Annotated in this window: 23 protein-coding genes; 16 read left to right on the top strand and 7 right to left on the bottom strand. The window is 55.9% G+C overall.

From position 1 onward, the window contains the following. Position 1: 1 nt before the first annotated feature. The 4 genes from rsmI to ACEW72_RS09555 are packed head-to-tail and all read left to right on the top strand — an operon-like array spanning position 2 to position 2,751. Positions 2-835 carry a 16S rRNA (cytidine(1402)-2'-O)-methyltransferase gene (gene rsmI / locus ACEW72_RS09570; RefSeq protein ID WP_373476147.1) on the top strand — a complete coding sequence of 278 codons (834 nt, stop codon included), beginning with the start codon at positions 2-4 and terminating at the stop codon, positions 833-835. Continuing rightward, the gene (locus ACEW72_RS09565; protein ID WP_373476146.1) at positions 832-1,182 is read left to right on the top strand and encodes a YraN family protein; all 351 of its coding nucleotides are present in this window, start codon (positions 832-834) and stop codon (positions 1,180-1,182) included. The genes rsmI and ACEW72_RS09565 overlap by 4 nt, the downstream gene beginning before the upstream one ends. A gap of 11 nt (positions 1,183-1,193) precedes the next feature. After that, complete coding sequence (gene gshB, locus ACEW72_RS09560; protein ID WP_373476145.1) at positions 1,194-2,147, top strand: glutathione synthase; 954 nt, start codon at positions 1,194-1,196, stop codon at positions 2,145-2,147. 7 nt (positions 2,148-2,154) lie between these two features. After that, entirely contained in the window at positions 2,155-2,751 is a 597-nt protein-coding gene (locus ACEW72_RS09555) for a DedA family protein (RefSeq protein WP_373476144.1), read from the top strand. Between the two features lie 63 nt (positions 2,752-2,814). Here the strand turns inward: ACEW72_RS09555 and grpE are convergent, their stop codons facing one another. After that, complete coding sequence (gene grpE, locus ACEW72_RS09550) at positions 2,815-3,393, bottom strand: nucleotide exchange factor GrpE (protein ID WP_373476143.1); 579 nt, start codon at positions 3,391-3,393, stop codon at positions 2,815-2,817. Between the two features lie 114 nt (positions 3,394-3,507). Further along, entirely contained in the window at positions 3,508-4,551 is a 1,044-nt protein-coding gene (gene hrcA, locus ACEW72_RS09545; RefSeq protein ID WP_373476142.1) for a heat-inducible transcriptional repressor HrcA, read from the bottom strand. Between the two features lie 81 nt (positions 4,552-4,632). On the opposite strand from hrcA, the gene rph reads away from it, so the two are divergent. From rph to ACEW72_RS09520, 5 genes are all read left to right on the top strand, one after another. Beyond that, entirely contained in the window at positions 4,633-5,346 is a 714-nt protein-coding gene (gene rph / locus ACEW72_RS09540; protein ID WP_373476141.1) for a ribonuclease PH, read from the top strand. 4 nt (positions 5,347-5,350) lie between these two features. Beyond that, positions 5,351-5,977: an RdgB/HAM1 family non-canonical purine NTP pyrophosphatase gene (gene rdgB, locus ACEW72_RS09535; protein WP_373476140.1), complete on the top strand. Its 627-nt coding sequence runs from the start codon at positions 5,351-5,353 to the stop codon at positions 5,975-5,977. Next, a complete protein-coding gene (gene hemW / locus ACEW72_RS09530) occupies positions 5,974-7,134 on the top strand; it encodes a radical SAM family heme chaperone HemW (RefSeq protein WP_373476139.1) in 1,161 nt (386 codons plus the stop codon). The genes rdgB and hemW overlap by 4 nt, the downstream gene beginning before the upstream one ends. Positions 7,135-7,147: 13 nt before the next feature. Then, on the top strand, positions 7,148-8,041 hold the full coding sequence (locus tag ACEW72_RS09525) for a tyrosine recombinase XerC (protein ID WP_373476176.1): 894 nt from the start codon (positions 7,148-7,150) through the stop codon (positions 8,039-8,041). A 74-nt stretch (positions 8,042-8,115) separates the two neighbouring features. After that, a complete protein-coding gene (locus ACEW72_RS09520; RefSeq protein ID WP_373476138.1) occupies positions 8,116-9,513 on the top strand; it encodes an MATE family efflux transporter in 1,398 nt (465 codons plus the stop codon). Here the strand turns inward: ACEW72_RS09520 and ACEW72_RS09515 are convergent. Continuing rightward, positions 9,502-9,966: a vgr related protein gene (locus ACEW72_RS09515; RefSeq protein WP_373476137.1), complete on the bottom strand. Its 465-nt coding sequence runs from the start codon at positions 9,964-9,966 to the stop codon at positions 9,502-9,504. The genes ACEW72_RS09520 and ACEW72_RS09515 overlap by 12 nt on opposite strands. A 2-nt stretch (positions 9,967-9,968) precedes the next feature. Next, on the bottom strand, positions 9,969-10,442 hold the full coding sequence (locus ACEW72_RS09510; RefSeq protein WP_373476136.1) for a copper chaperone PCu(A)C: 474 nt from the start codon (positions 10,440-10,442) through the stop codon (positions 9,969-9,971). Positions 10,443-10,657: 215 nt separating this feature from the next. Between ACEW72_RS09510 and dnaK the strand changes: the two genes are divergently transcribed. The 3 genes from dnaK to ACEW72_RS09495 all read left to right on the top strand — a co-directional run bounded on the left by dnaK (position 10,658) and on the right by ACEW72_RS09495 (position 14,737). Continuing rightward, positions 10,658-12,568 (top strand): molecular chaperone DnaK, encoded by a 1,911-nt coding sequence (gene dnaK / locus ACEW72_RS09505; RefSeq protein WP_373476135.1) that lies wholly within the window; start codon positions 10,658-10,660, stop codon positions 12,566-12,568. 67 nt (positions 12,569-12,635) lie between these two features. Further along, positions 12,636-13,757, top strand: coding sequence for a molecular chaperone DnaJ (gene dnaJ, locus ACEW72_RS09500; protein WP_373476134.1), 1,122 nt, complete (start codon positions 12,636-12,638; stop codon positions 13,755-13,757). 89 nt (positions 13,758-13,846) lie between these two features. After that, the gene (locus ACEW72_RS09495) at positions 13,847-14,737 is read left to right on the top strand and encodes an MBL fold metallo-hydrolase (protein ID WP_373476133.1); all 891 of its coding nucleotides are present in this window, start codon (positions 13,847-13,849) and stop codon (positions 14,735-14,737) included. A gap of 31 nt (positions 14,738-14,768) precedes the next feature. On the opposite strand, the gene ACEW72_RS09490 is transcribed toward ACEW72_RS09495, so the two are convergent. Next, positions 14,769-17,126 (bottom strand): patatin-like protein, encoded by a 2,358-nt coding sequence (locus ACEW72_RS09490; protein ID WP_373476175.1) that lies wholly within the window; start codon positions 17,124-17,126, stop codon positions 14,769-14,771. A 93-nt stretch (positions 17,127-17,219) separates the two neighbouring features. On the opposite strand from ACEW72_RS09490, the gene radA reads away from it, so the two are divergent. The 4 genes from radA (at position 17,220) to ACEW72_RS09470 (ending at position 21,437) form a co-directional block, all read left to right on the top strand. Next, positions 17,220-18,584 (top strand): DNA repair protein RadA, encoded by a 1,365-nt coding sequence (gene radA, locus ACEW72_RS09485; protein ID WP_373476132.1) that lies wholly within the window; start codon positions 17,220-17,222, stop codon positions 18,582-18,584. Positions 18,585-18,706: 122 nt separating this feature from the next. After that, a complete protein-coding gene (locus tag ACEW72_RS09480; RefSeq protein WP_373476131.1) occupies positions 18,707-19,225 on the top strand; it encodes a CvpA family protein in 519 nt (172 codons plus the stop codon). Further along, positions 19,225-19,656, top strand: coding sequence for an iron-sulfur cluster assembly scaffold protein (locus ACEW72_RS09475; protein WP_373476130.1), 432 nt, complete (start codon positions 19,225-19,227; stop codon positions 19,654-19,656). The genes ACEW72_RS09480 and ACEW72_RS09475 overlap by 1 nt, the downstream gene beginning before the upstream one ends. Beyond that, complete coding sequence (locus tag ACEW72_RS09470; protein ID WP_373476129.1) at positions 19,656-21,437, top strand: monovalent cation:proton antiporter-2 (CPA2) family protein; 1,782 nt, start codon at positions 19,656-19,658, stop codon at positions 21,435-21,437. The genes ACEW72_RS09475 and ACEW72_RS09470 overlap by 1 nt, the downstream gene beginning before the upstream one ends. Here ACEW72_RS09470 and aroB read toward each other — a convergent pair. After that, complete coding sequence (aroB, locus tag ACEW72_RS09465) at positions 21,434-22,552, bottom strand: 3-dehydroquinate synthase (RefSeq protein ID WP_373476128.1); 1,119 nt, start codon at positions 22,550-22,552, stop codon at positions 21,434-21,436. The genes ACEW72_RS09470 and aroB overlap by 4 nt on opposite strands. Beyond that, positions 22,549-23,088: a shikimate kinase gene (locus ACEW72_RS09460; protein ID WP_373476174.1), complete on the bottom strand. Its 540-nt coding sequence runs from the start codon at positions 23,086-23,088 to the stop codon at positions 22,549-22,551. The genes aroB and ACEW72_RS09460 overlap by 4 nt, the downstream gene beginning before the upstream one ends. Positions 23,089-23,260 lie beyond the last annotated feature (172 nt).

The following is a 23,260-nucleotide window of genomic DNA, read 5'->3' as shown; positions in this document are numbered from 1 at the left end:
TATGATGTCGTTCGAATCGGGCTTATATGTCGTTGCGACCCCCATCGGCAACCTTGCAGATATGTCACAACGGGCCATCGCTGTTCTGGATGCGGCAGAAATCGTCGCGGTAGAGGACAGCCGCGTTACAGGTAAATTGTTGCATCATCTTGGTCTTAAAAAGAAAATGCGCCGCTATAATGACCACAGTAGTACAAGCGATCGCGACAGCCTGATTGCTGCCGCCCGCGACGGCGTGGTGGCCTTGGTGTCCGATGCCGGTACCCCGTTGATTTCCGACCCGGGTTATAAACTTGTCCGCGCGGCGCGCGAGGTGGGGGTGCCGGTCTATACGATACCGGGGGCGAGCGCCGTGATTGCAGCACTGTCGATTTGCGGCCTGCCGACGGACCGTTTTCTCTTTTCGGGGTTTTTGCCCAACAAGGCAAAAGCGCGGACGGATGCGCTTTTAGAGCTAGCGAGCATCAAGGCGACGCTAGTTTTCTATGAAAGCGGCCCGCGCCTTGCCGCTTCGCTTGCCACCATAGCCGAACTTTATGGTGACCGCGAAGTGGCGGTAGCACGTGAGCTGACTAAGAAATTTGAGGAGGTCGTTACAGGCACTGCTGCTGAACTGGCGGCCCGCTATGTCACGCAGGAACCCAAGGGTGAAATCGTCCTGATCATCGGGCCGCCACAAGAGGATGACAGTGTGGACGAGGGGGATGTCGATGTGGCCTTACGCGAGGCGCTGCAAAGCATGTCCGCAGCTAAGGCTGCAGGCGCGATTGCCAAAAGATTTGGGTTGGAACGGGCTATCCTTTATGCACGCGCGACGGAGATCAAGGCACAATGAACCGCGCCATCGCTGAGAAACGCGGGCGCCGGGGCGAAGCGATGGCGGCATGGTTTTTACGTCTTCAGGGCTGGCGGATTGTTGGCGAACGCGTGAAAACGCCACGCGGCGAAGTGGATCTGATTGCGCGACGCGGTAAAACTGTTGCTTTTGTCGAAGTCAAAATGCGGCGCAGGGCGCTCGACCTTGCAACTGCCATTGACGCCTATCGCCTGCGCCGGGTTGCGGCAGCGGCGGAAATTCTGTTGCCAAAATATGGCAAAGGCACCGAAAATATGCAGATTGACGTAATATTGGTTGCACCTTGGCGGTGGCCTCACCATCTGCGAAACGTCTGGCACGGTTAGGGACCCCAAGAATGACAATCAAAATCGCAGTCCAGATGGACCCGATGGATGGAATAAACATTCACGGCGATTCAAGTTTTGCGCTGATGCTCTCGGCACAAGCGCGGGGCCATGAGACATGGCATTATGATGTCGGAACATTGACGTTGGATGCGGGCGACCGGCTTACGGCTTGGGCGCGCCCCGTCCACGATGTGCAGCGGGTCGAAGGCGCGCATTATCGTTTTGGTGCGCCCAAACGGATTGATCTGGGTTCAGACATTGATGTCGTCCTGATGCGCCAGGACCCGCCTTTTCATGTCGGTTACATCACAGCGACGCATCTTCTGGAGCGGATCGAAAAGGACACTCTTGTCGTCAATAATCCGGCGAGTGTCCGCAACGCGCCTGAAAAGGTAATGGTGCTGGATTATCGTCGATTCATGCCGCCCACATTGATTACCCGTTCGACCGAAGAAATCCGTGATTTCCAGAAAGAGCATGGCGCTGTGGTTATCAAGCCGCTGCATGGCAATGGCGGAAAGGCGATCTTCCGCGTTCCGGCTGAAGGCGACAATCTGGGTGCCTTGCTGGAGGTGTTCAACGGCACCTGGCCCGAACCGCACATGGTACAGCCATTCCTGCCCGATGTGGCGAAGGGCGACAAGCGCATCGTTCTGATTGACGGTGTGGTGGCAGGGGCCATCAACCGGCGGCCGGGCGAAGGTGAGTTCCGCTCCAACCTTGCTGTGGGCGGCAGCGCCGAGGCGACCATACTCACCCCACGAGAGCAGGAAATATGCGCCGCGATGGGCCCACGGCTGAAGGAACTGGGCCTGATTTTTGTCGGCATCGACGTCATTGGTGGCGAATGGCTGACGGAAATCAATGTGACGTCGCCAACGGGAATTGTCGCTATCGACCGGTTTAACGGCACGGATACCGCAGGGATGATCTGGGACGCGATTGAAACCCGGATAGCTTAATACAGCCATGGATGACTGGATAATCCGGCTGGTAAACGAAGGCGGCTATTGGGGCGTTGCCCTTCTCATGTTTTTTGAAACCGTATTTCCGCCTGTCCCATCGGAAGTCATCATGACCGTTGCGGGCGTATCTGCGTCGCGGGGCAATATGACGTTTACCGGCGTGGTCGGGGCAGGAACTGCGGGCGCCATGTTGGGCAATTACCTCTGGTTCTGGCTTGCGATAAAGTTCGGTTCGGACAGATTGCACCGTTTTGCGGACCGCTATGGTCGCTGGCTCACGCTGAACTGGAAAGAGATCGAACGTGGGCAACAGCTGTTTCAAAAACATGGTTCGATCATTGTGCTGATAGCCAGAATGCTGCCGACATTTCGCTCGCTGATTTCCATACCGGCGGGAATATTCGGCATGTCACACCGCCGGTTTTTGGTGTTTTCAACGATTGGAACCGCCGGATGGAGCGCCGCGCTCGCCGGAGCTGGCTATGCGCTCGGGTCACAATTTGCAGATGTGGAAAAGATATTGGGACCGCTGTCGACAGCAATCATCATTCTGATTGTGCTGGGATATTTCTGGCGGCTGGTCCTTTGGAAACCTGAATAGAGGGGAGGGGAACCGTCACTCCCTTTTTCACGCTTTGGTGTGTTCGAGTGCACCCAAAAGCCCTCAATCCCCAGATTTGGCGACCCCAACCAGCGCAGGCCGCAACAGGCGATCTTTAATCATATATCCCGCCTGCATCTCGGCAACGATAGTTCCTGCTGCAGTATCAGGGGTCGGAATCTCGACCATCGCCTGATGCAAGTTCGGGTCGAGCGGCATGCCCATTGCAGCGATGCGGGTTATGCCGTTTTTGGCAAAAACGCTTTCCAATTCGCGGCCGGTTGCTTCCAGCCCAGTCACCAGCGGCTTCATCTTTTCATTTTCGCGCAGTTCGGCCGGAATAGCATCCAGCGCGCGCGTCAAATTGTCGGAGACCGAGAGGATGTCGCGCGCAAAATTGGTGGCGGCATAAGCGCGCGCATCGGTTGCTTCTTTTTCCATCCGGCGGCGCACATTTTGCGTATCAGCCTGGGCATACAGCACATCCTGTTTGGCCGCAGCCAGCTGTTCTTCAAGCATTGCAATGCGTTCTGCATCTGCGTTCGCGGCAGGTTCATCGCCGCCTTCGCGCAAATGCTCTGGCACGCCTTCCATTTCTTTTGCGGCTGCGTTGTCGTCAGCTTCGTTTTTCTTTTGTGTCATAGCCTGCTTCTATCTGTTCTTTTGGCAACCGTTACTGCCGCATCTTAGCGAAGCGCATATAGGCAGTCGGACAGAATCATCAAGCGGTGCTGTCGTTTATCCTTGGAAACTGACTTACTTCATTAACCGGCTGAGTGCCTTTGCCGTGAAATCTACCATGGGAACAACACGCGCATAGTTAAGCCGGGTTGGGCCAATAACGCCCACGACGCCGACGACCTTTCCGCCGACGTCGCGATAGGGTGCCGCGATCACGGACGATCCGGACAGCGAGAACAGATTATTTTCGGATCCGATGAAAATTCGGGTTGATTGCGCTTCACGTGCACTATCGACTAGCCTCGCGATTTCCTCTTTGCTCTCCAGCTCGTCCAGCAATTGGCGAACCCGGTCAAGGTCAGCCGCAGCGGCTTCGTCAATCAGGTTGGATTGGCCGCGAACGATCAGCACTGGCCGGTCGTTGGCATCCAGTGTCCATATGACGAGACCATCGCGCACCAGCTTTTCACTCGTGACATCCAGCTCGGCTTTTTCGGCGCGAATTTCGCTGTCAAGGCGCGTGAGTGCTTCGGATAAAGTCAAACCGGCCAGGCGTGCCGAAATATAATTTGATGCCTCTATCAACACGCTGTCGCCTACCGCAGGGTCGATGCCGACGACGCGATTTTCGATAGTATTGTCGGTGCCGACCATTATGGCGAGCGCCTGTGTCGCGGATAATCGCGCAAAGCTGAAGGTTTTCAATACCGAATCGCGTTTCGGAACCAACACCACACCGGCGCATGCCGACAAGCCGGACAAGACCGATGTTGCTGCCGCAAGCGCGACTTCAATAGGTCCATCGCCGGTTATTTGGGATTCGATTGCGCGGCGTTCCTCAGCCGATGGCTCCGCCGCTTGCATCATGCCGTCAACAAACAGGCGCAAACCGCTCTCGGTGGGCATGCGTCCAGCGCTGGTATGCGGGGCGGCCAATAATCCGGCTTCTTCCAGGTCCTGCATTACATTACGAATTGAGGCAGGGGACAGGTTTAAGCCCGCAAATTTTGAAATCGTCCGCGACCCCACGGGGGCGCCGCTGTCCAGATAGCTTTCCACGACCATCCGAAAAATGGTGCGCGTGCGGTCGTTCAGTTCGTTGATCGGGGTTTGACTCACAGTTTCGGGTTTAGCGCAGCACGCTTGCAAAGCAAGCGGAGGAAGCTATGGCGGCGCAGTACCCGTTATCAGGAGAATATTATGCGTCCATCCGGCCGTGCGCCCGACGAAATGCGTCCCATTTCAATAGAAACCCATTTTACCAAACATGCCGAGGGCAGTTGCCTTATCGGATTTGGCGACACACGCGTTCTCGTCACCGCCAGTGTTGAAGACCGTCTGCCACCATGGTTGCGCGGTAAGGGTGAAGGTTGGGTGACCGCAGAATATTCTATGCTGCCCCGCGCGACCCATACCCGCAGCCAGCGTGAAGCTGCCAAGGGCAAGCAGTCCGGGCGGACACAGGAAATCCAGCGTCTTATCGGGCGTTCTTTACGCGCGGTCGTCGATCTCAAAAAACTGGGCGAACATCAAATAACACTCGACTGCGATGTGTTGCAGGCCGACGGCGGCACGCGCACAGCGGCGATTTCCGGTGCTTGGGTCGCTTTGCGATTGGCTGTGGATGGCTTGATGCACTCTGGCGCGATCAAGGAAGATCCGATCAGCAGCCGCGTCGCGGCGATCAGTTGCGGCATTTATAACGGCACACCTGTTCTGGACCTTGATTATATTGAAGATTCAGCCGCGGATGCAGACGCTAATTTCGTGCTGATCGAAGGCGGGCAAATTGCCGAAGTGCAGGCCACCGCCGAAGGTGCGACTTATGATGAAGAGAGCCTGCTGCGCCTGCTGCGGCTCGCGCGCATGGGCACCGACCGGATATTCGCGGTGCAGGCCGACGCGGTGAAGTAAAACCATGGCGCATCGCAAACTCCTGCCCGGAAAGCTGGTCATCGCCAGCCACAATGCGGGTAAGGTGCGGGAAATCCGCGCCCTTCTTGCACCTTTCGGCATAGAACCGGTTTCGGCGGGCGAGCTTGGCTTGCCCGAGCCGGAGGAGACGGGAACGACATTTGCCGAGAACGCGCTGTTGAAAGCACATGCCTCCGCCCAAGGATCGGGCTTGCCGGCTTTGGCCGACGACAGCGGCCTGTGCGTGGCGGCGCTTGGGGGAGCGCCGGGCGTGTACACGGCTGACTGGGCCGAAAAGCAGGTCTTTGAATATGGCCCGGGACGCGACTGGTATATGGCGATGGGCAAGGTTGAGGGAAAGCTGGCCGAACAGGGACCGGCCACCGACCGCAGCGCCTATTTCATCTGCACCCTCGCGCTTGTCTGGCCAGACGGCCATGAAGAGGTTTTTGAAGGACGCGTGCAAGGCAACCTGACCTGGCCGCCGCGCGGTACATTGGGCTTCGGCTATGATCCGGTGTTTGTTCCTTCAGGCGGGTCGCAGACCTTTGCCGAACTGGATCCGGCGGAAAAACATGCCATGAGCCACCGGGCGGATGCCTTTCGCAAACTGGTCGAGGCGGTCTTTTGAGCGAACCCCTCGCCCTTTATATCCACTGGCCTTTTTGCATTTCCAAATGCCCTTATTGCGATTTTAACAGCCATGTCCGCGAAAGCGTCGATCAGGATGCATGGCGAACCGCTCTTCTTTCCGACATGGCGCATGAAGCCGGGTTGACCAAGGATCGCCCGCTGACTTCGATTTTCTTCGGCGGTGGTACGCCGTCATTGATGCCACCCGCAACAGTTGCCGCTTTGATTGAAGCCGCACAGGCGCATTGGGGCTTTGCTGACGACATCGAAATCACACTCGAGGCCAATCCGTCTTCGGTCGAGGCAGCGCGTTTTAAAGATCTCGCAAAGGCAGGCGTGAACCGGGTTTCCCTAGGGCTTCAGTCCTTGGACGATGCCGCGCTCGCTTTCCTGGGACGCGCGCACAGCGTTTCCGAAAGCCTTGATGCACTAGCGATCGCACAGCAGCATTTCGCACGCGTCAATATCGACCTGATTTACGCCCGTCCCGACCAGACAGAGGATCAATGGGAAGCGGAATTGCGTCAGGCTTTGTCTTTTGGCACGGACCATATGTCGCTTTATCAGCTGACCATTGAACCGGGCACACGATTTGAAACCATGGTCCGCACCGGCCAGTTTATTCCGGCGGACAATGACGAGGCGGCAACGCTTTACGAACTGACTCAATCGGTAACAGCGGCCGCCAGATTGCCCGCCTATGAGATCAGCAACCATGCCAGGCCAGGCTCCGAAAGCCGACACAATCTGTGCTATTGGCGCTATGATGACTATATCGGCATCGGGCCGGGCGCACATGGAAGGCGACTGAACAGAGCAACCCAACGCCATAAAAAACCCGAGAATTTCAGCGCGGCCATCGACAGAAACGCGCACGCGATCGCCAGCGAAGATCTACTCGATCCAACCTCCCGCGCGATCGAAGCCCTGTTGATGGGTTTACGTCTCGCCGAAGGGATTTGCCTCAACCGCCTGTCGCAAAAAACCGGCATCGCGGCGGACGCGCTGCTCGATGCACGGGCTGTCGAACGCATCGCCAGGTTGGGCCTCATCCACCGCAATGGCAGCAAGGTGACCGTCACACCGAAGGGTATGCCGCTATTGGATGCAATCCTGCCCGAGATAGTAGCGGTTGAGGCAAGTGCACCTGCCTGATAAGGTTGCGGTGATGGCTTCACTCCTCGCCGAATATTTGTCTTTCCTGACCCACAACCGGCGAATGTCGCCGCACAGCGTGCGTGCCTATCAGGCAACGGCGGAGCGCTTGAGCAGCTTTCTGGAGCGACATTGGGGTGAACAGGTGGATCGCGTCGCGCTTACTAAAATCAGCGCGGCTGATTTGCGCGCCTTTCTTGCCGACCGGCGCGGTGATGGATTGACCAACCGGTCGACGGCGCGCGAACTGTCCGCCGTCCGGCATTTTCTTCGTTTTGCGCTGGGCGATACCGCAAGCTTGCCCGCACTGAAGGGTCCCCGCGTGCAACGTAGCTTGCCACGTCCAGTCAATCCCGATGACGTAATCGCTCTCGCCGAAGATGCCGCCGGTTCGGCGCGGGACAATTGGGTGGGGGCTCGCGACTGGGCGGTGCTGTTGTTGCTCTATGGCAGCGGTTTGCGCGTAAGCGAGGCAACGGGGCTGATGGGCGATGTCTTGCCCTTGGGCGCAACTCTGCGCGTCACCGGCAAGCGCAACAAGACCCGGATTGTTCCTCTATTGGAGCAGGTTAAGGCGGCAATTGAAGATTATATCTCACTTTGCCCTTACCCACCAACGCGCGATGTACCTTTATTTCGTGGATCGCGCGGCGGGCCATTATCGCCGGCACTGATCCGGCGTGCTGTGCAAGGTGCGCGCGGGCGACTGGGCCTGTCGGAACGCACAACGCCGCATGCTTTGCGTCACAGCTTTGCCACGCACCTGTTGGCAGGCGGGGCCGATTTGCGGAGTTTGCAGGAATTGTTGGGCCATGCCAGCCTGTCGTCGACACAGGTTTACACGGCGGTCGATACCGCCATGTTGCTTGACGAATATTTCAATGCCCATCCACGGGCGACGGGTTAATACCACTTTCCTGCAACGCTATAACCAAACACCCCCTAGCCGCACTTCACGCATTCCGCTAACGCGCTCGTCCCATGACAGCGATCTCATCCTCCTTTGACGTGCAGTCCCCATGGCGCGACGAGTTTCGGGCGACGCTGGCGCTTGCGTGGCCGCTTATTCTTACCAACGTAACGATGGTCCTCATCAATTCGACTGACGTTTTTCTGCTCGCGCGACTTAGTCCGGATGCGTTGGCGGCTTCGGCATTGGGTTCCGGGATTGTGATCGCAATCCTGCTTTTCGGGATTGGCGTCATCACCGCCGCATCGCCGCTGATAGCGGCGGAGATCGGGCGCAAGTCGCACTCGGTTCGCGATGTGCGCCGCACCGTGCGTCAGGCGTTGTGGGCGTCGGTCGCGGTCTGCGTGCCGCTGTGGGCGATCTTATGGTTTACGGGATCTTTTCTGGTCTGGGCGGGTCAGCCTGCGCAACTTGCGCAAGACACGGGGCTGTTCGTGCGTTCGCTGCAATGGATGATTCTGCCGACACTAGGCGTTGTCGTGTTGCGGTCGTTCATGGCGGCACTCGAAAAGCCGAACTGGGCAATGGCCGCCGGGATTGCCGCGGTCATCGTCAATGCCGTCGTCAATTATGGCCTGATTTTCGGACATTTTGGTTTGCCGCGTCTCGAACTGGTCGGCGCGGGGATCGGTAGTTCGCTGGTCGCTTTGTTCCAGTTTCTGTTTCTGGCCGCAGTCGTGATGCGGCACAGGAAATTCCGCCGGTACCATTTGTTTGGCCGCTGGTGGCGCGCCGATTGGCCGCGGTTTTTTACGATCTGGCGGCTGGGTTTTCCTATCGGTCTGCACATGGGTTTCGAGGCTATGGTGTTTGCCGCTGCGGTATTCCTGATGGGTTACATCAACACCGTGTCGGTTGCGGCACACGCCGTCGCCATTCAGATTGCGTCGATGACGTTCATGGTACCGATGGGGCTGGGGCAAGCGGCAACTGTTCGCGTCGGACTGGGCTTTGGCAAGGGCGACAGTGACGCGATCCGTCGGGCAGGATGGGCGGCATATGTCTTGGGTGTTGGTTTCATGACGGCCATGGCGCTGGTCATGTGGCTGATCCCCTCCACACTCGCCGGGTTCTTTCTGGATCCCGAACTGAAAGGAAATGTCGAGGTCCTCAACCTGGCCGTGTCGTTCCTGTTGGTGGCAGCTGTGTTCCAGATTGTCGACGGCGCGCAGGTCGTCGGCACAGGAATGCTGCGCGGATTGCAGGATACGACATGGCCTATGCTGTTTGCAGCGCTTGGTTATTGGGTGATTGGCATCGGCTTTGGCTGCTGGCTTGCCTTTTACCGGGGCTGGGACGGGGTCGGAATCTGGGTTGGTCTTGCGGTCGGGTTAGGCATCGTGGCCGGGTTGGTGCTCACGCGCTGGTCGATGCGCGAACGGCTCGGTCTGTTGCCGTCAAAAGGGTAGTATCCCGTCATATTGTGAAAGCGGCGGCGCGCCAGCAACCCTTGCCCCGTTTTTCAGCAGGAATATGTGGCGGACAATCTCAGCCTGCTGTTCGATGCCATAGCGTTCGAGGTTCCAGCCGGGCTTGAGGCTATAGTCATAGCGGCAAAACGGATGGCGTTTCAGCGGCAGGAATATCCCTTGCTGATGTTGCCAGACATGCACCAGCTCGTGAATGAAAAGCCCCTGTAGTCCAATGTCACGGTCGCAGAAATCATCGCAAAACAGGGTATTCTTGGGGTGGAACCAGAGATGCCCATCGGGGGCCATGGTAATCCGCCTTGGTTGAAACCACCAATATTTGCGATTGTGAATCCGGATACGGTCATAGTCCAGCGCCTGACCGAATATGGACTGCGCCAACGCGCGTTCGCGCGACGTCAGCGGCCTTCCGGATTTATGCGGACCGAACATGCTTAGTTATCGATGGCCTTTTTCTCGTCCGGGTCTGTGCCGTCGATTTCCTGGACCCGTGCCTCGACCAAAATCCGCTGGTTATTCGAAAAAAGGAACTCGACTTCAATCTCGCCAAGGCGGCGCGGGATGAGGTTTACACCCCACATCATCACATGCTTGCCCCCCTTTTTGAACTCGACCTTTTTGTCGGCGGGGATCAGCACGCGGTTCATTGGTGACATTGTAACTGCGCCGGTCTTGGCGTCGACCCCGACGTCGTGCATTTCGGTTCGGATGGCAGACGGCGTGCTGACACGCAAAAGATAGACGTCTTTTGGCCCGCCATAAACGTTGAAGTGGAAAGCGGACGGATTTTGGTCCACTGGAGAAAGCGTCAATACAGCTTCTTTTACTTTCAATTGCGGGGTTGGCCCGCACGACCCGAGCAATAAAGCCATAGCGGCGGTACTGATGATAAAAATTCGCCGGTTCATTTGCCTGCTCCATTAACTGCTTTTTCAAAACTGTCCAAAAGCGGGGCGGACGGTCACTTTTTGCCTATCTAGGTGCGCCCAAGCCTTGTGCCAAGCAAATTGGCACCTATATCGCCGCTACAGTGTCATTTTTTCGAAATAGGCCGGTGCCTGATAGGGCCGGTCCGGAAATTGGCATAATTGAGTTCAATTCTAGAATTTCGGGGTAAGTTTTTATGGCTAAAGTTATCGGTATCGACTTGGGCACGACAAACAGCTGCGTTGCGGTTATGGACGGTGGCAAGCCCAAGGTCATTGAGAATGCAGAAGGCGCACGTACGACGCCATCTATTGTGGCCTTCGCCAAGGATGGCGAGCGTCTGATCGGACAGCCCGCCAAGCGGCAGGCCGTCACCAATCCGGAAAGCACGGTTTTCGCCGTGAAGCGCCTTATCGGCCGCCGGTTTGATGATCCCATCACCAAGAAAGATACCGAGCTGGTGCCTTACAGCATCGTCAAGGGCAAGAATGGCGACGCCTGGGTCAAGGCAGGTGGCGACGATTATTCGCCTTCGCAGATCTCGGCATTCATTCTTCAGAAGATGAAGGAAACGGCGGAAGCCTATTTGGGCGAAACTGTCACTCAGGCGGTTATCACCGTTCCAGCCTATTTCAACGACGCCCAGCGTCAGGCAACCAAGGATGCGGGCCAGATTGCCGGCCTCGAAGTGTTGCGTATCATCAACGAACCAACGGCTGCTGCGCTTGCTTACGGTCTCGACAAGGACGAAAACAAGACCATCGCGGTTTATGACCTTGGCGGCGGTACGTTCGATATTTCGATCCTCGAAGTCGGTGACGGCGTATTCGAAGTGAAGTCGACCAACGGCGACACTTTCCTTGGCGGTGAAGATTTCGACAGCAAGCTAGTCCAGTTCCTCGCCGACGATTTCCAGAAGGCCGAAGGCATTGACCTGACCAAGGACAAGCTGGCGTTACAGCGTTTGAAGGAATCGGCTGAAAAGGCGAAGATCGAACTGTCTTCGACCCAGACGACCGAAGTCAACCTGCCGTTCATCACCGCTGACCAGAATGGTCCAAAGCATTTGGTGAAAAATATCACCCGTGCGGACCTCGAAAAGCTGGTTGATGACCTGATCAAGCGTACGCTGGAGCCATGCAAGAAGGCAATTGCCGACGCGGGTATCAAGGCCGACGCAATTGATGAAGTTGTGATGGTTGGTGGTATGACCCGCATGCCCAAGGTTCGCGAAGTTGTGAAGAACTTCTTCGGTAAAGAACCGCACACCGGTGTGAACCCTGACGAAGTTGTGGCCATGGGCGCTGCTATTCAGGCAGGCGTTCTGCAGGGCGACGTCAAGGATGTATTGCTGCTCGACGTAACTCCGTTGTCGCTCGGTATCGAAACGCTGGGTGGCGTGTTCACCCGGATGATCGATCGCAACACGACGATCCCGACCAAGAAGAGCCAGGTCTATTCGACTGCGGAAGACAACCAGAATGCGGTGACGATCCGCGTTTTCCAGGGCGAGCGTGAGATGGCTGCGGATAACAAGCTGCTCGGCAATTTCGACCTCGTCGGAATACCGCCAGCACCACGCGGCGTGCCGCAAGTTGAGGTGACCTTCGACATTGATGCCAACGGTTTGGTCAGCGTAACCGCCAAGGACAAGGGCACCGGCAAGGAACAGCAGATCAAGATTCAGGCCTCGGGCGGTTTGTCCGATGCCGACATCGATCAGATGGTCCGCGATGCCGAAGCCTTCGCCGAAGAAGACAAGAAGCGCCGCGAAGCAGCCGAAGCCAAGAACAATGCGGAAAGCCTAGTCCACACGACCGAGAAGCAGCTCGAAGAGCATGGCAGCAAAGTTGATGCCAGCCTGAAGGGCGAGATCGAAGCCGCTGTGGCCGAGACCAGGACCGCCATCGAAGGCGGCGATGTAGAAGCGATGAAGGAAAAGGCTGCGGCCCTTGCCCAAATCGCCATGAAGCTGGGCGAAGCGATTTACAAAGAGGAGCAGCAAGCTTCAGCCGGGTCAACAAACGACACGGCAGAAGAGGCACCGGCTGACGAAAATGTCGTTGATGCCGAGTTCTCCGAAGTCGAAGACGACAAGAAAGACTAAAGGTGAAAGTTTCCGACCGTCGCCTCCGAAACGCAGCGACGGTCGGGAAACGGGGGGTTAGTCGACCATGAGTCTCGACATTGATTATTACGAACTGCTGGAAGTCGAACGGACAGCGGATGAAAAAACACTGAAGTCGTCTTACCGGCGGATTGCGATGGAATGTCATCCGGATCGCAATCCGGGTTGCGACAAGTCCGAAGCAAAGTTTAAGGCCATCAGCGAAGCCTATGACGTGCTAAAGGATCCGCAAAAGCGGGCGGCATATGACCGTTTCGGTAAAGCCGCCTTTGAAAATGGTGGTGCGGGCGGCGGTCAAAATGGCGGCGCTGGTTTTGGCGACTTTTCCGATATTTTCGAAAGCTTTTTCGGCGATGCCTTTGGTGGCCGTCAACGTGGCCCGGCGCGTGGTGCCGACTTGCGTTACGATCTTGAAATCTCTCTCGACGAAGCATTCCACGGCAAAGAGGCAGAAATCACCATCGACGTAGCATCGGCGTGCGGCACATGCGAAGGAACGGGCGCAACTCCAGGTTCGGGCAAGCGCCGCTGCAATCTGTGCGGTGGTCATGGCAAAGTTCGCGCGCAGCAGGGCTTTTTTGTCGTCGAACGAACCTGCCCGACCTGTCACGGACGTGGCGAGGTTATCGAAGACCCATGCAAAGTCTGCCGCGGTGAAGGGCGGGTGGACGAACGCAAGGCAATCTCGGTCAGCATCCCCCCTGGCGTTGATGAAGGCACACGCATTCGTGTTGCTGGCAAAGGCGAGGCTGGACCTTATGGGGCGGCTGCGGGAGATCTCTATATGTTCATCCATCTGGCGCGGCACAAGGTTTTTGAACGGGACGGCACAACCCTGTTTTGCCGTGCGCCGGTGAGTTTCACGACGGCATCGCTCGGCGGTCAAATCCGGATACCCGGGCTTGATGGCGCGGAACATATCATCCTTGTTCCTGAAGGTATTCAGTCAGGTAAGCAATTGCGCCAACGCGGGGCGGGTATGCCGGTTTTGCAAGGGCGCGGTCGCGGGGACATGGTCATCCAGATCGATGTCGAAACACCGACACGACTCACCGCGCGGCAAAAGGAATTGCTGCGTGAATTCCGGGAAACGGAAACCGGCGCAGAAAGCCCGCAATCCGCCGGTTTTTTTGACAAGCTCAAGGGTATTTGGGACGATTTGACTTAACAGGTTGTTCGTTGTGCCGGTGATTGGGCTGTTCATCGGAGTTTTAGAAGCTTATCGTGTCGTCGGAATTTGTTTTGGAGACTACCCCAATGAAAATGCTTTCGTCCCTTTTTGCGTTTGCAATGGTCGCTATCCCGGCTTCTGCGTTGGCCCAGAATGATTTCAGCAAAGTTGAAATCAAGTCGCAACAGCTGGCCCCTGGCGTCGCCGTGCTTTTTGGCGCGGGCGGGAATATCGGGGTGTCCTATGGCGAAGATGGCACTATCCTGATTGATGACCAGTTTGCGCCGTTGACCGCGAAAATTCAGGCAGCCGTGGCCACTCTTGGCGCGCAGCCGGTGAAGTTTCTTATCAATACGCATTGGCATTATGACCATAGCGGCGGCAATGAAAATCTAGGGAAGGCCGGTGCCACAATCATGGCGCACGATAATGTCCGCGTCCGGATGGCGGCTGGCGCGACCGTTGCCGGAAATGTTGTGCCACCTGCGGCGAAGGTCGCTTTGCCCGTCATAACCTATGCCGATGGTCTAAAACTCCATTTGAATGGCGAAGAAGTTCGGGTGATTCATATGCCCGCCGGACATACTGATGGCGATTCGATCATCCACTGGACAAAATCGAATGTCATCCACATGGGCGACCTGTTCATGTTGCAAATCAGCTTTCCTTTTGTGGATGTGGGCAGTGGCGGTAATGTGCGGGGTTTTCTCGCTGCGGCTGACAAGGTGCTGGCCATCGCGAATGACCAGACGAAAATCATTCCTGGCCATGGCGTGATCGCGACCAAGGCGGATTTGCAAAACCACCGCAACATGATTGCAACGGTCATTGCTAAGGTCGAAACCGGCATCAAAGAAGGCAAAACGCTTGACCAGATCAAGGCTTCTCGGCCAGCCGACGGGTTCGGCGTAAAAACGGATGGTTTCATCACCGCAGACGGTTTTGTCGAGACGGTTTATGCACAGTTGAAGGGGTGATCGGGACAGGGGGTTAGGTACCGCATCATCATTAAGGTGCGGTTCCACCCAGACTTTCGATTTCTGAGCGGAGCGATACGATGAGCGGCTTGATTTTGGTCAGTCGGGGTTCCTCCTGATCCAAAATCGCTTCGAACGCCTCGCGCTTGAAATTGTGAACGTCCAAATCGTCAATGTTAACTCCGGGTGGAATTGCAGACAAGATGATGTCGATCAATCGTTCCGCGCCGTGCAGGCGGCCCCAGAGATAGTCGTTCTCACGATAGGAACGACTGAAAAAGGCGCCAAAATTGTTGAATTCTATGCCTTTCAAGGACGTGGCCGCTCCGCCGGTTCTGATGCTGTTGCAATCTTCGGGCGAAATGCGGTCTACCTTGACAGGATCGAACTCATCCAGTCCTTCGCCCTGAAGAAGCGGCAAGGTTGCGATATCGTACAGTGGATATCCAATGTACCCGAGCAGCATGACGCGTCGACTTTCCTCCGGCATTTGTAGCAACGCATCGCATAATAGACTGTCCGCCAGTCGGTCAGCCTCTACAAGCTCGAGGCGCTCGGCAAGCGTGTCGAGCAATTTTGCGGGCTCCGATAAGCCTTTCGCAACATAGATTCCAAAATCGGCACCCATATATTGCGACGTTTCGCGCTCTAAAAACAGGGATAAGCATGCATATATGTTATCATGCATCGACTTTGTCCCGACATCTTCCCGGCCATAATCTGCTTCGATTTCGTGGGCCAACCGGCGGGCGAGGAAGCGCAAGCGGCGGATACGGAAGCGGATATCATGCTCTTTGAAAAACTCGATCGATTCCCTGGTCGCGCCGATGCCTTTGTCATGAGCCATCGCGTCCAAGCCGCGTTCGCGAATTTCATTCCGGATTGCGCTGCGTAAATTCCTGAAATGCAGGGCATCGCCCTCCGGATAGCTTCTACGTGCAATTGCAATAATATCGTCGACGACACCTGCCATTTTCAAATGACCATAAGCCGGGTAACTGTAACCGGCGGCTTGCGCGCCTTTTTCGTTCGCGGTCGAGCGCCACTTGTTAAGCCGTTCCGGCGTCGGTTGTGACAGAAACCATGTCTTGCCGAGCAGCTTTTCAATCGTGCCTTCAACTTCAAGACGTAAACTGTCGGTAATTTGCCGCATCCGTTCAATCCGTTCGGTACGGCCTTCCAGTTTTTCAAGGCTGTCGCGTATCGGTTGTTCGCGCGGGATGTTCGATGTGGCACCAAATATCGTAGAAAAGAAACCCGGCGGTTTCATGCTGATGCCATCTTTGGCATTCGTTCCGCCGCGTTTGCCAAAGCGGAAACTGGGGCGCCCTGGCTTGGGATCGATATAGACAAAACGCCGGTCAACTTCGCGACGTGCCGGTCGATTGCGTAGGGCTTCGATAGCCTGATTAAACGGTGCGTTAGCGAGAACTGATCCGTCAATCAACATGGTGTCGGCAGCCACGCCGGCTGCAAATTGTTGCGGCAAAATCCGTTGCAGAAAATTGTCGCGCTCGGCCCAATCTATCCCGCGTGCTTTGACCTGCGCGTCAAGTTCATGTGCGGAAAATGGCGGGAAAGCACCGGGAAAGCTTGCCGTTGCACGGGCGGCGAAAACCAGTTCGGGAATAGCTGCGATATCCATTCCTCTGCGCGCGCGTGTTGAAAAGCTGATCGTGATACGGTGTTCTGATTCAACGACCATCGATGGACTGTTCAACATGAGAATCTGGTCATGACCCGCAAAGTCAGTGACAGTCACAAACAGGTCAAGTGGCTGGTGTTGCGGCAATAATGCCTTGTCTGTCATACCCTTCGCCATTTCATCAAATGCGTCAAGCAGCAGTCCGGAAAAGACCTGTCCACCAAAGGGCGGCGCAAACCATCTTGCCCTGACAAATCGCGATAATTTGGTGGCGACCTCTTCCTTGGCTTCATCGGCGACCATGCGGTCAATGGCACCGCCCTTGCGCCTCAATATCATCCACGCAATCGGTATCGCCCAGAATTTCGAGAAACGCGAAAGTGGGCGTGCATCTGGGTCGAGTAGAATTTCGACATCGGCTTTTTCAAGCCAGAGGTCCGTAAGCGGTGCAAGTGACTGGCCGGTTACGATGGCTTGCGAGAGGAATACGCCGTTGATTCCACCGGCGCTTGAACCTGCGATAATGTCAGTGAACACCCGCAATTTTGTGCCAGCAACCGCTTCGATTTTTGCCAACAGGTCGAAATAGATGGCTTCGCTGCCGCCCGGTGTTTCATCACCATCATGATAAGCGCGGCTGGCGCGGATCAGATGCCAGATTTCCCGGGTCACACCGTGCATATAGATCGCCAGACTAACACCGCCGTAGCAGATAAGCGCCAGTCTGAGTTCCTTTTCCCGCATTGGAATGATGTGACACTGCTTATTATGTCGCGCAAGCAAAGAAGCGACCAGTTTGATACTTGAGTTCATGATATGTTCTGTTATTAACCCGATATGGCAAAAGCAAAACGCAGATATGTGTGTCAGGCCTGCGGGTCCGAGGCGACCCGTTGGCAGGGGCAATGTGATGATTGCGGAGAGTGGAATACGCTCGCCGAAGAAGCGGGTGCCACCGTTTTCGAAATGAAGCATCATTTGCGGTCTGGCGGACGTTCGGTCGAGCTGTCTGGCCTTGATAGTGATATCAAGCTGCCCGAGCGGGCGTCGACCGGAATTGCGGAATTTGACCGGGCGTTGGGCGGGGGGCTAGTGCCCGGATCGGCAACGTTGTTGGGGGGTGATCCGGGAATCGGAAAATCGACTTTGCTGTTGCAGGCTGCGGCCAACCTTGCGCGGCGGGGGCTATCTGTTGCCTATATTTCGGGCGAAGAAGCGGTCGATCAGGTGCGGTTGCGCGCGCGGCGGCTCGGGCTTGGCGATGCGCCGGTGCAATTGGCGGCGGCAACTTCGGTGCGTGATATCTTGACGACGCTGGGCAAAGGCGCACCCCCTGCGTTGCTGGTCATCGATTCCATCCAGACCATGCACAGCGACCTGATTGAAGGTGCGCCGGGTACGGTCAGTCAGGTGCGGGCATCGGCGCAGGAACTGATCCGCTTTGCCAAGGAACGCGGGTCAGCGTTGATGCTGGTCGGGCATGTCACCAAGGACGGTAGTATTGCCGGCCCACGCGTGCTGGAACATATGGTGGATACGGTGTTGGCGTTTGAAGGCGAGCGAAGCCATCAGTACCGGATTCTGCGCGCGTCCAAGAACCGTTTTGGCGGCACCGATGAAATCGGAGTGTTCGCCATGCAAGAGGAAGGCCTTGCCGAGGTTGGTAACCCGAGTGCGTTGTTCCTGACCGACAGGGCCGAGCAAGTGACAGGCGCAACGGTGTTTCCGGCATTAGAAGGAACACGGCCTGTTCTGGTGGAAATTCAGGCGCTGGTGGTGCGGCTATCAAGCGGTGCCACACCGCGGCGCGCGGTTGTGGGATGGGATAGCGGACGGCTCGCCATGATATTGGCGGTGTTGGAGGCGCGCTGCGGCCTCAGCTTTTCAACCGCCGAAGTGTATCTGAACATTGCGGGTGGTTACCGGATTTCTGACCCGGCTGCCGATCTTGCGGTGGCGGCGGCTTTGGTGTCGGCGCTTTCTGAGCGGCCATTGCCTTCGGACGCGGTGTTGTTTGGCGAGGTAGCGCTTTCCGGCGAAATCCGTCCGGTGGCGCATGGCGCTTTGCGGTTGAAGGAATCCGCAAAGCTCGGATTTGGACGGGCGATGGTGCCTCCATCGGTAAAAGGGCAGGCAGGAATATCGACCCAGGAATTTCGAACGCTGGCCAATTTAGTCAATTATATGCTTGAGCGCGGTTGAGTGCAGGTAGCTGATTGTTGACCCGAAAAAACTGTTTTAGTCGCCTTTTTTGCGTGCTTCGATATGCTTGATTATCATTCTCACCCTTGTCTTTGTGACCTTGCGCCCTTAGCAACTGCCTTATGACTGCACTCGATGTTATTGTTCTGTTTTTGATTGGCAGTGGAGCTGTATTCGGGTTTTTGCGCGGCTTTGTGCAAGAGGCTTTGTCCCTGATCGCGTGGTTATTGATTATCGCGGCAGTGCGGGTGTTTCATGCGCCAGCTTCTGCGGCGCTCAGCGAACCAATTGGGACGGATGCGGGTGCTGCAGTGTTGGCATTTCTTGCCATCGTCATTGTTACTTATGCCCTTGGCAAATGGATTTCCAAAACAATCGGGAAGAAATCCCGGAAGTCCGTGCTAGGCCCTATTGATCGTGTGTTGGGCTTTGGTTTCGGAATAATAAAGGGGTTGATCTTGGCAACGCTTGTATTCTTGTTACTGGCTATGGGGTACGAAACATTATTCGGTTTGGAAGAACCGCGCCCCGACTGGATGGTCAAATCACGGACCTATCCCTTGTTGAACGCCAGCGGAAATGCGATGTCGGAATTTGTGCGCGAACAGCGCGCAACCCTTGAATCCGACACGGCGGAATAATGGATTCGGCCCTTTATAACCGGGATATTTTGCGCCTAGCCTCAGCTTTGGAGGCCGGGGATCGCCTGCAGAATCCGGACGGAACAGCGGAGAGCCGTTCCCCCATTTGTGGCAGCCGGATTGCAGCCGATGTAAATCTGAAGGATAACGGTGTTATTGCCGAAATTGCATTGCGCGCCAATGCGTGCGCGCTTGGACAGGCTTCTGCGGCGATCCTGCGGTTGAACGCTGTCGGGGTGGATATGGCCTCTATCGCAAATATTCGAGACGATATCGAAATGGCCCTAAAAAAGCAGCGCGATATGCCGCAGGCATGGCATGACCTTGCTATCTTGACCCCCGCGCGTGAATATCCGTCGCGTCATGCCGCGATTTTATTGCCGTATGACGCATTGCTGGCTGCGGCCGAACACATCAAACCCGCCAGCTGATGGAGGAAGGCGCCCATAATCTGGTGGCCGACGTCATGTTGGGCGGGGTAGTACTTTTAGGGGCTGCTCTGATCTCGGTGTTGATTTTCCGTCGCCTTGGGTTAGGCGCCGTTCTTGGTTATCTTGTTGCGGGTATTGCAATCGGTCCCGATGGTTTGGGATTGATTGGAGAAGCGGAAACCATTCTCGCTTATTCGGAAATTGGCATCATTTTGCTGCTTTTTCTCGTCGGCCTCGAATTGTCACCGAGGCGGCTGTGGCTGATGCGCCGCGATGTTTTGCTCTTTGGACCACTGCAAGTGATCTTGTGCGGGTTGGCAATGTTTGGCGTTATCCAATTGGTAATGCCCAATTTCAGTTGGGAGGCGGCGCTTGTTCTTGGCCTGCCACTGGCACTTTCTTCCACCGCGCAAGTCTTGCCGCTGTTGCAATCCCGCGGCCGAATGAAAACCGATTATGGGGAGAAAAGCTTTTCGATCCTGTTGTTTCAGGATTTGTCGATTGTCCCGTTGCTGACAATCGTCGCTGCATTATCTCGCGCGCCCGCCGAAGAAGGCGCGGTTGGCGGATGGTTGCTGGTTATTTACGCTTTGCTTGCAATCATCGGCCTTGTGCTCGCTGGCCGTTTCCTGCTTTCCCCCCTGCTGAAACTGGTCGGAAAGATTTCGGAACGGGAACTGTTCATCGTCACGGGCCTTTTCACCGTTTGCGCCAGTTCTGCAGTGATGCAAATGATCGGCGTGTCGGCGGCGTTGGGGGCTTTTGTCGCTGGGGTCATGCTGGCCGAATCCCCCTATCGGCATGAGCTGGAGGCCGATATCGACCCGTTCCGTTCGATCTTGCTCGGGCTGTTTTTTCTGGCCGTGGGTATGTTGCTTGACCTTGATGTCATTGCAGCGCAGCCTTTGCTTGTGCTGGGTCTTGCGGTCGCGCTTATCTGCGTAAAGACTGGCGTGATATTCCTGCTCGCGCGTTTTTTCGGGCTCAGCAGCAGCGCATCGATCATCGCGGCCTTGCTTTTGAGTCAGGGCGGTGAATTCGGCTTTGTGTTATTTGCCGCCGCGCAAGGGGCCTTGTTGATCGAACCGGCGGCGGCCAGTCTGTTCGGCGCCGTTGTCACTCTGTCGATGGCATCGACGCCGTTTTTGATGATACTCGCAGGCAAACTTGCGTCCCGTAAACACACAAGTGAGGTCCAGCTTGATGATCCTGAATTAGCCGAGCAGGCAAATGTTATCGTTGTCGGGCACGGCAGATTTGGCCAGCAAGTGTCGCAAATCATGGTCGCTGCCGGGCGCAGCGTAACACTTATTGATATAAATCCTGAAACAATCGACCTGAGCGGCGAATTTGGGCGGAAAGTTTTTTACGGGGATGGTACGCGTATCGACCTGTTGCAAAGGGCAGGGGGCGACAAAAGCTGTGCCATTTTCTTTTGCATAAATGATCGTGATCTGGACGCAGAAACATTGACTCCTGTCCGGCAGGCTTTTCCGAAAGCAAAAATATTCGCCCGCGCCTATAACCGGCGGCAAGCCCTGAAATTGATGCGAGATGCGGAAATTACGATTGTGCGTGAGGTGTTTGAATCGTCAATCAAATTGGCGGTTGAAGGGCTAAAGGCGCTTGGGCTGGCCAAACCACAGATCCAGAATATCGTAAGTGAATTTCGTGCGCGTGACCGGAGCCGGCTGACGGCGCAATTCGAAAGCGGGGATATGCACGCGGGTCAAAGACACAGCTTTGGCGGCGACGACTCCGACGATTTCCTGTTTGATTAGGCCGCGAACTCCGCGGAATGCTGGGCATCCAGAAATGCTGCGACATCGGCCAGATCAACGTCTTTAGACAGAAACGTCTTCCCGATACCGCGTGCCAACAGAAACGGCAATTTCCCGCCCGCCATCTTCTTGTCGTGCATCATATAATCGACAAGCTTTGCACCGTCGGCGCCGACCCCGGCATCGGCGAGCGTTACCGGCAGTCCTGCATTATGCAGCAATTTTGCTGTTCGGTTCGCGTCGTCGGCGCTGCATAGCCCAAGCTTCGACGAATAGCGGAAGGCCAATACCATTCCCGCCGCAACTGCTTCGCCGTGGAACAGCCTGTCCGAAAAACCTGTATCTGCCTCCAACGCATGGCCAAATGTGTGACCGAGATTTAACAGCGCACGAGTTCCGGTCAGCTCCTTTTCATCGGCCGCGACAATGCGCGCCTTGGCCTTTACAGAATGCTCAATTGCATAATGGCGGGCCGCTGCATCACCGGCAAAAAAGGCGTCGAGATTGGTTTCGCACCAGTCAAAAAAATCGAGATCGTCAATAAGGCCATATTTGACCACTTCGGCGAATCCCGCGGCCAGTTGGCGTCTTGGAAGGCTTTCAAGAACATCTGGATCGATCAACACAATTGCGGGCTGGTGAAACGCGCCGACCAGATTTTTCCCGGCTCGGCTGTTAATCGCGGTTTTACCGCCGACGCTGCTGTCAACCTGCGCCAGCAAAGTCGTTGGAATCTGGATAAACGAACAGCCACGCTTTACGATATGTGCGGCAAATCCAGTGATATCACCAACAACACCGCCTCCCAGCGCAATAATATGGTCGCTGCGTTCGATATGATGTTCAAGAAGCCAGTCGGTAAGCTTTTCAAGCTCCGCCCAGCTTTTCCCAATTTCGCCAGCGGGCAGGATAAATATCTCGGCGGCAAGATCCGCTTGCGACAAATGGTTCCGCATCGCGGGCCATATATGATGCGCTACATTTGCGTCGCTGATAACCAGAAACCGCCCCGAACGTGAATAGGGCGATAAAAAATTTGCGACATTCCAAAGTAATCCGGCTTCGATATGAATGTCATAGGGATGATCTGCCAAATCGACGGTAACAACGCTCATCGGGAAATCGCTTTCAGGATATTTTCGACAGTACGGGCATGGGGCGAAGCATCGCTGCGGATATGGATGTTGGCTGCCGCATATAGCGGGTTGCGAACCTTGCCAAGTTCGGTGAGAACTTCAACCGGGTCCTTCCCTTTTAATAGCGGACGGTTGTTTCTGCGGGCGACGCGCTCCGCCAAAACTGCGATGTCGGCATCAAGCCAAATTGAAACAGCTTGCGCCAATATCAAGGCCCGTGTGCTATCGTTGATAAATGCGCCCCCGCCGGTTGCGATGACTTTGGGTTCGCCTTCGATCAATCGGGCGACAACACGGCGTTCGCCGTCGCGGAAATAGGGCTCCCCGAACTTTGAGAATATTTCAGGAATAGGCATGCCAGCGGCGCGTTCGATTTCTTCGTCTGCATCGACAAAGTCGCAACCCAAACGTGCAGCCAGACGTTTTCCGATGCTCGTTTTTCCAACGCCCATCATGCCGACAAGTACGATGGACCGGTCAAGTGACGGTTGCCCTGCCTTATCTTTCGGCTGGATATCCAAATGATCATATGTGCCCATTGCGACTGGTCCTATATATCGGCTAGGCTTTGCCGGAAAGCTATTTGCCGTGGCATATTCGGCGATAGCAAAATATAGAGACCCCGGTGCACCTATCGGAAACAAAAGCGGATCTGCCCAATTGACCAATTCGACACCAAAAAGAGTT

Origin of the sequence: Sphingorhabdus sp., from assembly GCF_041737645.1 — a bacterium.
Taxonomy (GTDB): Bacteria; Pseudomonadota; Alphaproteobacteria; order Sphingomonadales; family Sphingomonadaceae; genus Sphingorhabdus_B.
The sequence above is the reverse complement of the archived record's forward strand: the minus strand, read 5'-3'. Positions and strand labels throughout refer to the sequence as shown.